12 protein-coding genes are annotated in these 13619 nt (G+C 17.2%); 9 read left to right on the plus strand and 3 right to left on the minus strand.

What is annotated here, in order from left to right; genetic code table 11:
- Positions 1–172: 172 nt before the first annotated feature.
- The 7 genes from AACL42_RS01735 (at position 173) to pheT (ending at position 8004) form a co-directional block, all read left to right on the plus strand.
- Positions 173–1219, plus strand: coding sequence for a 3-deoxy-7-phosphoheptulonate synthase (locus AACL42_RS01735; RefSeq protein WP_340147430.1), 1047 nt, complete (start codon positions 173–175; stop codon positions 1217–1219).
- Between the two features lie 122 nt (positions 1220–1341).
- Positions 1342–3261, plus strand: coding sequence for a threonine--tRNA ligase (gene thrS, locus AACL42_RS01740; protein WP_340147431.1), 1920 nt, complete (start codon positions 1342–1344; stop codon positions 3259–3261).
- Between the two features lie 3 nt (positions 3262–3264).
- Positions 3265–3801, plus strand: a complete 537-nt coding sequence (infC, locus tag AACL42_RS01745) for a translation initiation factor IF-3 (protein WP_340147700.1) — start codon at positions 3265–3267, stop codon at positions 3799–3801.
- 36 nt (positions 3802–3837) lie between these two features.
- Positions 3838–4035 carry a 50S ribosomal protein L35 gene (rpmI, locus tag AACL42_RS01750; RefSeq protein WP_340147432.1) on the plus strand — a complete coding sequence of 66 codons (198 nt, stop codon included), beginning with the start codon at positions 3838–3840 and terminating at the stop codon, positions 4033–4035.
- A 38-nt stretch (positions 4036–4073) separates the two neighbouring features.
- Entirely contained in the window at positions 4074–4427 is a 354-nt protein-coding gene (rplT, locus tag AACL42_RS01755) for a 50S ribosomal protein L20 (protein WP_340147433.1), read from the plus strand.
- Positions 4428–4588: 161 nt separating this feature from the next.
- Positions 4589–5575 carry a phenylalanine--tRNA ligase subunit alpha gene (gene pheS / locus AACL42_RS01760; protein ID WP_340147434.1) on the plus strand — a complete coding sequence of 329 codons (987 nt, stop codon included), beginning with the start codon at positions 4589–4591 and terminating at the stop codon, positions 5573–5575.
- 14 nt (positions 5576–5589) lie between these two features.
- On the plus strand, positions 5590–8004 hold the full coding sequence (pheT, locus tag AACL42_RS01765; RefSeq protein ID WP_340147435.1) for a phenylalanine--tRNA ligase subunit beta: 2415 nt from the start codon (positions 5590–5592) through the stop codon (positions 8002–8004).
- Positions 8005–8086: 82 nt separating this feature from the next.
- On the opposite strand, the gene glyS is transcribed toward pheT, so the two are convergent.
- Both glyS and AACL42_RS01775 read right to left on the minus strand, forming a co-directional pair.
- Positions 8087–10153 carry a glycine--tRNA ligase subunit beta gene (gene glyS, locus AACL42_RS01770; protein ID WP_340147436.1) on the minus strand — a complete coding sequence of 689 codons (2067 nt, stop codon included), beginning with the start codon at positions 10151–10153 and terminating at the stop codon, positions 8087–8089.
- Between the two features lie 74 nt (positions 10154–10227).
- A complete protein-coding gene (locus AACL42_RS01775; RefSeq protein ID WP_340147437.1) occupies positions 10228–11103 on the minus strand; it encodes a glycine--tRNA ligase subunit alpha in 876 nt (291 codons plus the stop codon).
- Between the two features lie 368 nt (positions 11104–11471).
- Here AACL42_RS01775 and nfo point away from each other — a divergent pair, with 368 nt between their 5' ends.
- Entirely contained in the window at positions 11472–12326 is an 855-nt protein-coding gene (nfo, locus tag AACL42_RS01780; RefSeq protein WP_340147438.1) for a deoxyribonuclease IV, read from the plus strand.
- 73 nt (positions 12327–12399) lie between these two features.
- Positions 12400–12699: a 50S ribosomal protein L25 gene (rplY, locus tag AACL42_RS01785; protein WP_340147439.1), complete on the plus strand. Its 300-nt coding sequence runs from the start codon at positions 12400–12402 to the stop codon at positions 12697–12699.
- 96 nt (positions 12700–12795) lie between these two features.
- Here the strand turns inward: rplY and AACL42_RS01790 are convergent, their stop codons facing one another.
- The gene (locus AACL42_RS01790) at positions 12796–13416 is read right to left on the minus strand and encodes a DedA family protein (RefSeq protein ID WP_340147440.1); all 621 of its coding nucleotides are present in this window, start codon (positions 13414–13416) and stop codon (positions 12796–12798) included.
- Positions 13417–13619: the final 203 nt, after the last annotated feature.

Here is a 13619-nt window from a genome sequence, read left to right on the forward strand (position 1 = left end):
AAAATATTTTTAATTATTTTTTAAAAAAAATAGTTGTACTTAAAAATTTTTTTTATAAATAATAATTTATATTTTTTAAAAATATAAATTATAATATTTTATTTTTAAAAATTTTTAATTTTTTATATATATATTTGTTGTAATAAAAATTTAAACATTTGAGAAAACAATTATGAAAAAGACAGATGAATTACGTACTACTCGAATTGATCCTTTAATTACTCCAGCTGCTTTATCTGAAAAACATTCAATAACTGTAGATGTAATGAACAATGTTGTAAATACTAGAAAAAACATTTCTAATATTATGTACAGAAAAGATAAAAGATTATTAGTAATAATAGGTCCATGTTCTATACATGACCCTATAGCTGCTATGGATTATGCATATAGATTAAATGATTTAAGAAAAAAATATTCTTCTAGTTTAGAAATAGTGATGAGAACATATTTTGAAAAACCTAGAACGGTTGTAGGTTGGAAAGGTTTAATTTCAGATCCTTTTCTAAATAATTCTTTTAAAGTAAATGATGGATTGTCTAAAGCTAGAAAATTATTATTAGATATTAATAAAATTGGTATGCCAGCAGCTACAGAATTTTTAGATATGATTGTTGGTCAATTTATTACTGATTTAATTAGTTGGGGAGCTATAGGTGCTCGAACAACCGAAAGTCAAATACATAGAGAGATGGCTTCAGCTTTATCTTGCCCGGTTGGTTTTAAAAACGGCACAGATGGTAATATTTTAATTGCAATTGATGCTATCAGATCTGCTCAATCAAAACATTTATTTTTAGCACCTAATAAAAATGGAAGAATGACAATAAATCATACTAGAGGGAATCCATACGGTCATATTATTATGAGAGGAGGGAAAAAACCTAATTACTATAAAAATGATATTGATTTTGCTATTTCTAAATTAAAAAGCTTCAATTTATTAGAAAGTCTGATGATTGATTTTAGTCATGGTAATAGTTCTAAAAATTATAAATTACAGTTTAATGTTTTAGACTCTGTTTCTAAACAAATTCAAGATGGTTCATTAAATATTTTTGGAGTTATGATAGAAAGTTTTTTAAAAGAAGGTAATCAAAAAATTAATTTATTAAACAATATGGTTTATGGTCAATCTATAACTGATTCTTGCTTAGGATGGGAAGATAGCAAATTAATTATTGATCAATTATCTAAATCAGTTAAGTTTAGATTGTAATAATATTTTTTTAATTTTTTAATTTTTAGAATATTATTTATTAAATCTATTTAAAAATTTAAAAATTTTTTTATATATTTAAATTTAAGAAATAGAATAAATTTTTATATAAAGGGTAAAAAATGTTAGTTATTAAATTTTCGAATAAAAAACAAATTTTGTATAAAAAATTTGTATCTATTCGTAAAATTCTAAAAGATCAAAACATAAATTTTAAAAATAAAAAATTTTTAGGAATTTTTTTAAATGATAAAATTGTTAATTTAGATAAAATAGTAAAAAAAAATTCTAAAATAAAAATTATATCTAACAAAAGTTCTATTTTTTTAAATATTATTAGAAATAGTTGTCTTCAGTTATTTTCTTATAGTATTAAAAATTTATGGCCAGATTCTAAATCTTATTTTGGCCATATTAATGATTGTGGTTTTTATTGTGATATTGTATTGAATAAACCATTAACAGAAAAAAAAATTTATTTAATTAAAAAAAAAATGTTAGATCTTTCTAATAGAAAGTACAATATTTTTGAAAAATTAATTACATTTAAAAAACTTGAAAATTATTATAAATCTTGTCAAGAAAATTATAAATTAAAATTTTTACAGAAGAATTATAAAAAAACTGATAATGTTAAAGTTTATTATCATGAAGATTTTATAGATTTAAAGTTAGATGATCAAGTTTTTAACATAAAATTATGTAAAAATTTTAAAATACAAAGTTTTTCTGGAATACAAAAAAAAGTTTCTTGTTTAAATCAACATTTTCAAAGAGTATATGTAACATCATGGATTAATAACATTCAATTAAAAAATTATTTAAAAAAAACACTTGATTTAAAAAAAAGAGATCATAGAAAAATTAATAAAACTTTAAATTTATATCATTTAGATAAAAATGTTCCGGGAATGATTTTTTGGCATGCTAATGGACTAATTATTTTTAAAGTTCTTAAAAAATTCATTCAAAAAAAATTAGAAAAATATTTATATCAAGAAGTTCAAACTCCTATATTTATGGATAAAAAAATTTGGGAAAATAGTGGTCATTGGCAAAATTATAAGAATTTAATGTTTTCTACTAAATCAGAAAATAAAAATTATTGTATAAAACCAATGAATTGCCCTGGACATATTAAAATTTTTAATAATACGATTAGATCGTATAAAGATTTACCATTTCGAATCTCAGAGTTTGGTTTTTGTCACAGAAATGAACCTTCTGGTTCTTTACATGGTTTATTAAGAGTTAGATGTTTTACTCAAGATGATGCTCATATTTTCTGTAAAATAAGTCAATTAGAAAAAGAAATAAAAAATTGTATAAAAATAATATATGATGTATATAATACTTTTTCATTCAAAAATGTTTTAATTAAATTATCTACTAGACCGGAACAAAGAATTGGAAAAGATAAAATATGGGATTATTCTGAATCAATATTATTAAAAGTTTTAAAAAATTTAAATTTATCTTTTTCTATTAGTTCTGGAGAAGGAGCATTTTATGGTCCAAAAATAGAATTTGAATTAGAAGATTCTTTAAACAGAAAATGGCAATGTGGAACTATACAATTAGATTTTTATTTACCAAAAAGATTAAATGCTTTTTATATAAATAAAAAAAATTTTAAAAAAAATCCCGTATTAATTCATAGAGCAATATTAGGGTCTATAGAAAGATTTATAGGAATTTTAATAGAAGAATATTCAGGAAAGTTTCCTTTTTGGTTATCTCCTATACAAATTGTAGTTTTAAGTATTAACAAAAAAATTAATTCTTATACTAAAAATATTTTTAAAATTTTAAAAAATAATAATATTAGAGTTTTATTAGATAATAGTATAAAAAATTTAAGTAAAAAAATTAAAAAATATATAGCATTTAAACCACCATATATTATTATATGTGGGAATAAAGAAAAAAAAAATTCTACTATTTCTGTTAGAAAAAGATCAAATAAATTTGATAAAAATATTAAGCTTAAAGATTTTATAAAAAAGATTATTGAAAAAAATAAAAAAAATTATAGGAGGTAAAATATTAAATTTAATAAAAGATATAATAATATTAGAACGCATAAAATTAATGATGAAATAATATCTAAATTAGTTAGATTAACTGATTCTTCTGGAAAATTTTTAGGTATTGTTAAAACCTCTGAAGCATTAAAGCGTTCAATTAAAGAAAATTTAGATTTAGTTGAAATTAGTCCTAATGTAAAACCACCAGTTTGTAAAATTATGAACTATGGAAAATTTTTGTATAATAAGACTAAAGCTTTAAAAGAACAAAAAAAGAAACAGAAAATAGTTCATATTAAAGAAGTTAAATTTAGACCTAGTACGGGAGAAGGAGATTATCAAGTTAAATTAAAAAGTTTAATACGATTTTTAAATTTTGGTAATAAGGTAAAAATAACTCTAAGATTTAGAGGTAGAGAAATGGCCCATCAAAAAATTGGTGTAGATGTTTTAAAAAGAGTTCAAAAAGATCTTCATAAAATATCAATAGTTGAATTTTTTCCTTATAAAATTGAAGGAAGACAAATGGTTATGATTTTGTCTCCTAAGAAATAGTATTAAATTTTTTATTTTTTTTTGATAAAATAATATATGCCAAAAATAAAAACTTTAAAAAGTGCTTATAAACGTTTTAAAAAAACGTCTTCTGGTAAATTTAAAAGAAAACAAGCTAATTTAAGACATCTTCTTACTAAAAAAGGAAATAATAGAAAAAGAAAATTGAGATTAAAAACTTTAGTATCTAAAAGAGATTTAACTTGTTTAAAATTATTTTTACCTTATTCATAATTTATATTTTAGTAAAAAATTTTTTGGAGACATTTAAAATGGCTAGAATAAAGAGAGGAGTAACATCTCGAGCACGCCATAAAAAAATCTTAAAAAAAGCATCTGGTTATTATGGAGCTCGATCTAGAAGTTATCGCTCTGCTTATCAAGCTGTAATAAAATCAGGTCAATATGCTTATAGAGATCGAAAACAAAAAAAACGTGTTTTTAGAAGTTTATGGATTTCCAGAATTAATGCCGCAATTAGAAAGAAAAAAATTTCTTATAGTAAATTTATGTATGGAATTAAGAAATCTTCTATTCAATTAAATAGAAAAATTCTTTCAGATATAGCTATTTTTGATAAAATAGCATTTTCTAAAATTATAAAAAAAGTGAGTTCCTTTTTTTAATTTTTAAATTTTTTTAATAAAATAAAATATTTTTTTGTTTTTTTATATTCAAAAATTTTTTTATTATATTTATTAAACTGATGAGCTTCCTTAAAGGAAGCTTTTTAGTCTTTATTATTAATAATTAAAATTTCAAAAATTTTTTTTTGGAGCTGAAAAATATGATTTTAACTTTAAACGATAAAAAAAAAATTTTTAATAGAATTAAAAATTGTTGGGATATTAATGATTTAGATTTAATAAGATTAAAATATTTGGGAAAAAATGGATATATAGTTAAAGAAATTAAAAAATTAAAAAAAATGTCTTTAAAAGAAAAAAAAATTTTTGGAAGTTTTATTAATGATTTAAAAAAAAAAATAATTTTTTGTATAAAAAAACAAAAACAAGCATTAAATATTTTAAAATTAAAGAAAAAAATTCATACAAATTATGTTGATGTATCTTTATCTACCATATATCATCATAATGATAAAGGAAGTATTCATATTATTACAAAATCAATAAATAAAATGAAGTCTTTTTTTTATAGATTAGGTTTTTCTTTATTTATTGGCCCTGAAATAGAAGATCAATATTATAATTTTGAATCGTTAAACATCCCATTTAATCATCCTTCTAGAAATAAAAATGATACTTTTTGGATTAATTCATCAAAGTTATTAAGAACTCAAACTTCTAGTATGCAGGTTAGGATTATGGAAAAATATTCTCCTCCTATAAAAGTTATTATTCCTGGAAAAGTATACAGAAAAGATTCTAGTTCTAGACATAGCCCTATGTTTCATCAATTAGAAGGATTTATAGTGGACAAAAACGTAAGTTTTTCTAATTTAAAGTGGATAATATATGAATTTTTAAAAGATTTTTTTAAAAAAAAAATTTCTATTAGATTTAGAAATTCTTATTTCCCTTTCACTGTTCCATCTTTTGAGATAGATATTTTAGATAAAAATTTAAAATGGTTAGAAATTTTAGGGTGTGGCATGATTCATCCTAAAATATTAAAGAATGCAAAAATTGATACAGAAATTTATTCAGGTTTTGCTTTTGGAATCGGAGTAGAAAGAATGATTATGTTAAAATATAATTTAACAAATATTAAATTTTTTTTTAAAAATCATTTAAGTTTTTTAAAACAATTTTAAAATAGTGAGAGAACATGAAAGTTAGTATGTTATGGTTAAAAAGTTGGTTTTGTCTTAAAACAATAAAAAATGATCAAATTTGTAATCAATTAACAAAAATAGGTTTGGAAGTAGAAAGTTTATTAGTAGAAGATAAAAAAATTTGTGATTATATTTTAGTTGGTAAAATTGTATCAATATCTTCTTTTTTATTTAATGACAATGTTATGAATATTTTTAAAATTTTTTTAGGACATAATAAAATTATTACAATTATTGATAAAAATAAAAATAATTTTTTAAATTTAGGTTTAAAAGTAGCAGTAGCTATAGAAAAGGCTTTGATTAAAAACAATATTAAAATAAAAAAAAAAAAAATAGGAAATTTTTTTTCTGAAGGAATTTTTTGCTCTTACATTCATTTAAATTTATTAGGAAATTTTAAAAAAATTATTATTTTTCCAAAATATTTTAAATCTGGTTTAAAAGTAACAAAAATTTTTAATTCTTCTAAAAAAAATTGTACAATTGTATTGAATATTACTCATAATCGAAATGATTGTTTAAGTATAATTGGAATAGCAAGAGAAATTTGTTCTTTTAATAACATTTTTCTAAAAAAAATAAATTTTTTTTCAATTATACCTAAAATTAAAAATAACTTAAATTATTTTATAGAAAGCTCTAAACTTTGTAAAAATTATTTAGGAAGATTTATAAAAAATGTTAATACTTCAATTAATACTCCTTTTTGGATGTTAGAAAAATTAAGATTATGTAATATTCAATCTATTAATATTATTTATGACATTATAAATTATGTATCCATTGAATTAAATCAGTCTTTTCATATATTTAGTTTAAATGAAATAAAAAAAAATATTTTAATTAGATTTTCAAAAATAAATGAAAAATTTTGCTTAAATGATAAAAAAGATATTTTAATAAAAAAAAAAATTTTAGTTATTTCTAATAAAAAAAAAATTTTATCTTTAGGTAATGGATTTATAACTTCAAAAAAATCATCCATTAATAAATTTATAAATAGTATATATATAGGAATTGGAGAATTTAATAAAAAAGAAATTGATAAAGTAAATTTAAAATATTATAAGTACAATAAAGGATTCGATAATAATTCTAGGTTCATAGATAAAAATTTACAAAATTATTCTTTAGAATATGCTTCTAAATTAATATTAGATTTATGTGGGGGTATACCAAGTACAATTAAGTATGTAAATAAGGAAAAAAATATATTTAAAAAAATAACCGTCTTTCATAAATGTTTTTATAAAATATTAGGATTTAATTTAAAAATTAGTATTTTTTTAACTATTTTAAAAAAATTAAGTTATAAAATATTTTGTATAAATAAAAAATTTTTTAAAGTGTCTCCTCCTACTTTTAGATATGATATTTCTTTACAAGAAGATGTAATTTCTGATTTTCTAAGAATATATGATATTAACACTATTAAATTAATTCCTTTAAAAAATAAATTAATAATTTCTAAAAAAAATAAAAAATTTAATAATTTAAATAAGTTAAAATATATTTTTTCAAATTTAGGTTATTCTGAAGTTATTAATTATAGTTTTATAAATAATAAATGGAAAAACTTTTTTTTCCCTAATAGAAAACCTATCAGGGTTATAAACCCTATTTCTAAAGATTTTTTATTTATGAGAAATTCACTTTGGAATAATTTATTGAAAAATATTATTTATAATAAAAACAGACAAGAAAAAACTATAAAAATTTTTGAGATTGGAGATTGTTTTTTTAAAAAAAATTGTTTTTCTCCAAATTTTCATCAAAAAACATTTTTTTCTGGAGCAATATTTGGTTTATTAAAGCAAAAAACATTTTTTTCTAAAAAAAAAATTTTTAATTTTTATTCTTTAAAAAAAGATTTAGAAAAATTATTAAAAATTTTTTTAGAAGATATTACATGTTTAATTTGGAAAAATAGTGTTATTCAAGGTTTATGTTGTTCAAACAGTGCTAAAATTTATTTAAATAAAACAAAAATTGGACATTTAGGAATGTTAGATTTTAAAATTCAAAATTTTTTAAATTTAAAATTTCCTGTTTTTTTATTTGAATTATTTTTGGATAATTTAGTTGTTAACAAAAATAAATTATATCGATCTCATTCTCCTTTTTTTCCAACAATAGAAAGAGACATATCTCTTTTAGTTTCAAAAAATTTTTTAGTTAATAAATTATGTGTAATATGTAAAAATTTTTCAAAAAAAATTTATAATGTTTACATTTTTGATATTTATCAAGGTAAAAAAATTCCTAAAAATAAAAAAAGTGTGTCTATAAAAATAATTTTTAAAAGTTTTAAAAAAACTTTAAAAGATTTGGAAATTGATTTAATAATAAAAAATTTTTTAAAATTTTTAAATAAAGATTATGCAATAAAATTAAGAAAACAATAGTTTTTTATAAATAAAATTTAAATTAATTTATATGTTTTAATTTATTTTAATAAATTTTTTTTTAAAAAAATTTTTTTATTTTTTATATTAAATAAGAAAAATTTGCTATTAAATAAAATATTTTTTTTATTTTTTTTAATATATATAATCTATTTTTTTTTATTTCAATATTATGATGATTAATCATAAAATTTGTAAAGAAATAATTAATTAATTTTTCAATTTTTAATAATTGATTAATAATTTTTTTAAATTTTTTTGATTTATTTAAAATATTAATAAAAAAATTAATTTTTTTTATTTTTTTAAAAAAAATTTTTTCTGATTGATTTTCAAAATTTTTAATATTTTTTTTTTCAATTTTTATATTTTTATTTTTATTTAATATATTGATTATTCTTTTATATAATAAAATTATTTTTTTTGATTTTGGTAAATCTAAAAAATAAAATATAGTTTGGATTTTTTTATTAATAACATTAATATCTTCGTTATTTATTTTTAATACTGATTTTATAACATTTTTATAATTTTTTTTTTTTTTATAAATTTTATAAAATCTTTTTATAATAAAATTTTTTATTTTTAAAATATTTTTTTTTTTAAAATTTTTAATTTTATAAATATAAAAAATTTTTTTTAATAAATACTTGATATTTATAAAAATATTATTATTTATTATAATTTTTAAAATTCCAATTGATAATCTTCTTAACGCAAATGGATCATAATTTTCTGAAATTTTCTTTTGTATTATAAATACACCTACTAATGAATCTAACTTATCTGATAAAGATAATATAGCTCCTATTGTTGTTTTAGGAGTATCATCATAAGAATTAATAGGTTTATATTGTTCTTTTATAGCTTTTGAAATTTTTTTATCAAATCCTTCTTGTTCTGCATAATAAGATCCTGCTACTCCTTGTAGTTCTGGGTATTCTATAACAATATTATTTAATAAATCACATTTTGATAAATTTGCAGAGATTATTGCTTTTTTTTTATTAAATTTTACATATAAATAAAAAATTTTTATTATTTTTTTTATTCTTTGCACTTTATCATAAATATTTCCTAGCTTATTATAAAAAATTTTTTTTTTTAATAAACTTAAATTATTAAGTATTTTTTTTTTTTTATCTTTTTTAAAAAAAAAATTTGCATCTTGCAATCTTGATTCTATTATTGAATTTATACCTTTGATAATATGATTATTTTTTTTATTTTTTGAATTTATTATAAAAATAAAATAATTAGATAATTTTTTATTTTTATTAAATAAAGGGAATATTTTTTGAATATTTTCAAGAATATGAATAATAAAATTTTCAGGAATCTTTAAAAATTTTTTTTTAAATTTTCCAATTATTGCTTGTGGCCATTCTACTATAGAAGTTATTTCATTTAATAATGATTTTTTATATCTTATAGTTTTTTTTATTTTTTTTAAAATATTTTTAATTTTTTTTATAATTTTTTTTCTTCTTATATAATAATTTGAATATACATATCCTTTTTTTATAAGAATTTTAGGGTATTTTTTAGCATGTATAATTTTAATTTTTTTATTTTTAATAAAAAAATTTCCTTTAGTAAATCTAGTAGAGATAACATCAAAAATTTTTATATTTATTATTTTTTCATTTAGTAATACTACAAGATTTCTTAATGGTCGGTAAAATTTATATTTTTTTTCGTTCCACCTCATAAAATAAAAACTTTTTATTTTTAATATTATAGAAAAAATAATATTACATAATATTTTTTTTATATTTTTAAAATTTTTTTTTGTTGGATATATTAACCATTTTTTATTTTTTTTTTTTAATATTTTTGTATCTTTAAGACAAATTTTTAATTTTTTCATCCAAAATAAAGCTGATTTCTTGACACTTCCATCATTATTAAATGATTGTTTTATTGATGGTCCTTTTTGAATTTTTTTTTTAAATGTTTTTTTAAAATTTATATTTTTTACTTTTATAGCTAATCTTCTAGATGATGCAAACCATTCAATTTTTTCATATTTTATATAATTTTTTTGAAATTCTAAGATAAATTTTTTTAATAAATTTTTTGCAATATTTTTTAATAATTTTGCTGGTAATTCTTCTGTTCCTAACTCAATAAAAAAAATTTTTTTCATTTTTATTTAGCTCTGTTAAAAATTTATTATAAATAAGTAAAATAATTTTATAGAAATTTTTATAGAATTTTGATTTATTTATAAATTTTCAAATATTTTTCTGCAATTTTTTTTGTAATTTTTCTAATTTTTATTATATAATTTTGACGTTCTGAAGAAGATAGTACTTTTCGAGCATCTAACAAATTAAAAAAATGAATAGAATATAATATTTTCTTATAAGCTGGTATTAATAAATTGTGTTTTTTTATTAATCTTTTTGATTCATTATAAAATAATTTAAATGCTGAAAATAAAAATTTTGAATTAGATTTTTTAAAATTATATAAAGATTCTTCTACTTCTTCTTTAAAAAAAAGGTCATGATAATTTTTTATATATTTTTTATTATTATTCCATATTAATTTATAAATATTTTTTACTTTTTGAATATGAGTCGAAAGTCTTTCTATTCCATATGTAATTTCTACAGCCACTGGTTTACAATCTAATCCTCCTATTTGTTGAAAATATGTAAATTGAGTTATTTCCATTCCATTTAACCATACTTCCCATCCAATTCCACAAGCCCCTAATGTAGGATTTTCCCAATTGTCTTCTATAAATTTTATATCATTTCTTTTTGTATTAATTTTTAATTTTTTTAATGATTTTAAATATATTTTTTGAATATTTTTTGGTGGAGGTTTAATAATTACTTGAAATTGATAATATTTTTGTAATCTGTTAATATTTTTTCCATTTCTTCCATCAGTAGGACGTCTAGATAATTGAGGATATGCATAAGCAAAATCATTTTTCTCTAAACAAGAGAAAAATGTTTTATAATGAAAGGTTCCTGCTCCAATTGGAAGATCTAAAGGTTGTAAAATGATACAATTATTTTTATTCCAATATTTTTCTAGTATTTTAATTGTATTATAAATATCTATTATGTTTTTATTTTTCATAGTTTTAAATTTTAATTTTAAAAAAATATTATTAAAAAATAAATAATAATTATTTATTTTTAATTTTAAATCTTTTAAGTTGATGAGATTGATATATTAATTTTTTTCAATAAATTTTTTTTAAATAATTTTATTTTATTTTATTATTAATTATAATAATAAACCAAATAATTTTTTACAATAAATAAATAAATTATTTTAATTTTTTTTATTATTTTTTTCAAAAATTTTTTTAATTTAGCATTTTTATTTTTTAAATTTTTTTGTATAATTAAATTTTAATAGTTTAATTAAAAAATAAACAATAGATAGTTTTTATATTAATTTTTAATTTTTTTTAAAATTAATTATTTTTTAGGAATATTTTTATGTATAATAATTATTATATTGGACCTCATATTAGTATTTTTGGAGGTGTAGAAAATTCTATAAAAAAAGCTTATAATTTAAATAGTACTGCATTTGGATTATTTTTAAAAAATCCTTTACAATGGAAATTTCCAGAAATAAAAAATTTTCAAATTGAAAAATTTAAGTATAATTGTAAAAAATATAATTTTTCTAATAATCAGATTTTACCTCATAGTAGTTTTTTAATAAATTTAGGTCATCCTGATAAAAAAAAATTAGAAAAATGCAGAATATATTTTTTAAAAGAAGTTAAAAGGTGTTATTTGTTAGGTTTAAAATTTTTAAATGTTCATCCTGGAAGTCATTTAAATCAAATTTCAGAAAATGTTTGCTTAAAAAATATATCAGAGTCTATTAATTTTGTTTTAAACAATACTGATGAGATAATTATAATTATAGAAAATACTGCAGGTCAAGGTACAAATGTAGGTTATAATTTTAAACATATTGCAAAAATTATTTCTAATGTTAATAATAAAAAAAGAATTGGGGTTTGTTTAGATACTTGTCATTTATTTGCTTCTGGTTATGATTTAAGAAACATAAAAAATTGTAAATTAATATTTAAAAATTTTGATAAAGTAGTAAACTTAAAATATTTAAAAAGTTTGCATTTAAATGATTCTAAAAAAAATTTTTTTAGTAGAAAAGATAGACATGAAAATTTAGGTTATGGAAAAATAGGTAAAAAATTTTTTTCGTGGATTTTTAAAAATAAAATTTTTTTAAAAAAACCTATTATTTTAGAAACTCCAAAAAAAAAATTATGGAAAAAAGAACTTAAATGGATAAAATCTAAAATTAAATTTTAATTTTTATTTTTTTTTTTTTTTTTTTTTTTTTTGGATTGTGTAAACAATTTAATTTATTATATGAGTTAATTTTATGATTGTTTTAAATGGCTTAAAAAGAAAAAAAAGTGGTACTCAAAATAGTAGAAGATTAAGACTAACAGAAAATTTTCCATCTATAATTTATAGAAAAAATTTATCTTCTATTTTGATTAGTTTAAATCAAAATGAATTATTAAAAATATATGATAAAATTGATAATTTTAAACATAAAAAATTTCAAATAAAATTAAAAAAAAAAAATATTTTTGTGAAAATTTTAGAAATTCAATTTCATTCTTTTAAACATAAATTTTTACATATAGATTTTTTATTTTTAAAAAAAATAATTTAATTTTTTTTTTTAATTTAAATATGATATATTTTTTATATATAAATTTTATAATAAAATTTTAAAATTATAAAATATATATTTTATATAAATAATATTTTATTTTTTTTTAAAAAAAAATATAGATTTTATTGATATAATCAATATTATTAATATTGTTATTATAATAATAATTGAATTGTAATAATTACAATTTTTATAAACAACATTTATTTTATTTATTAAAAATTCAGTAAAAATTCCTGGAGAAAAATATATAGGAGGCCATATAATACATCCTAATAAATTTGGAATTAAAAATTTTTTTAAAAAAGGAATGTTTAAAGTTCCAGACAAAATAGGTATAATAGGTCTTGTTAGTCCAATTAATTTTCCAAAAAAAATTGTCATTAAACTATATTTAAAAAGTAATTTTTCAGTTTTTTTAAAAATTTTTAATTTTTTTTGTATAAAATTATTTTTTTTTAGAAATTTTTTAAATTTCCATCCAATATAATAAGAAAACCAATCACCTAATATGCAACCTATTGTAGAGAATGAACAAGCATAATAAAAATTTATTTTTTGTTTAGAAATTATTGTTCCTAATAATGACATTAATATTAATCCAGGAAGAATGAAACTAATTAATGGGCAAGATTCTAAAAAAGATATAAAAAAAATTAAAATTAGGGTGTGTATAGAAGATTTTTTTGAAACTAATATCATCCAAGATTCCATTTTTTTTCCTATTTAAAAAAAATTAAATAATCATTTATTCTATAATGATTACTATAAATTAGTTTAATTATTATTTTATTAATAATTAATTTTTATATAAATAAAATTTTTTTAAATTTAAAATTCAAATTAGATATTTTTATATAATTTTTTTAAATTATATTTAATATATATATTTTTAAAATATACTATACAATATATAA

Source organism: Buchnera aphidicola (Drepanosiphum platanoidis) (genome assembly GCF_964020165.1).
In the GTDB taxonomy this organism is placed as follows: domain Bacteria; phylum Pseudomonadota; class Gammaproteobacteria; order Enterobacterales; family Enterobacteriaceae; genus Buchnera_J; species Buchnera_J aphidicola_BL.

What these genes read in the sequence shown, in the direction of transcription:
- rplT (WP_340147433.1), top strand. Translation starts at nt 4,074, where the DNA reads ATGGCTAGAATAAAGAGAGGAGTAACATCTCGAGCACGCCATAAAAAA.
- AACL42_RS01775 (WP_340147437.1), bottom strand. Translation starts at nt 11,103, where the DNA reads ATGAAAAATAAAAACATAATAGATATTTATAATACAATTAAAATACTA.
- AACL42_RS01735 (WP_340147430.1), top strand. Translation starts at nt 173, where the DNA reads ATGAAAAAGACAGATGAATTACGTACTACTCGAATTGATCCTTTAATT.
- pheS (WP_340147434.1), top strand. Translation starts at nt 4,589, where the DNA reads ATGATTTTAACTTTAAACGATAAAAAAAAAATTTTTAATAGAATTAAA.
- rplY (WP_340147439.1), top strand. Translation starts at nt 12,400, where the DNA reads ATGATTGTTTTAAATGGCTTAAAAAGAAAAAAAAGTGGTACTCAAAAT.
- nfo (WP_340147438.1), top strand. Translation starts at nt 11,472, where the DNA reads ATGTATAATAATTATTATATTGGACCTCATATTAGTATTTTTGGAGGT.
- rpmI (WP_340147432.1), top strand. Translation starts at nt 3,838, where the DNA reads ATGCCAAAAATAAAAACTTTAAAAAGTGCTTATAAACGTTTTAAAAAA.
- thrS (WP_340147431.1), top strand. Translation starts at nt 1,342, where the DNA reads ATGTTAGTTATTAAATTTTCGAATAAAAAACAAATTTTGTATAAAAAA.
- glyS (WP_340147436.1), bottom strand. Translation starts at nt 10,153, where the DNA reads ATGAAAAAAATTTTTTTTATTGAGTTAGGAACAGAAGAATTACCAGCA.
- AACL42_RS01790 (WP_340147440.1), bottom strand. Translation starts at nt 13,416, where the DNA reads ATGGAATCTTGGATGATATTAGTTTCAAAAAAATCTTCTATACACACC.
- pheT (WP_340147435.1), top strand. Translation starts at nt 5,590, where the DNA reads ATGAAAGTTAGTATGTTATGGTTAAAAAGTTGGTTTTGTCTTAAAACA.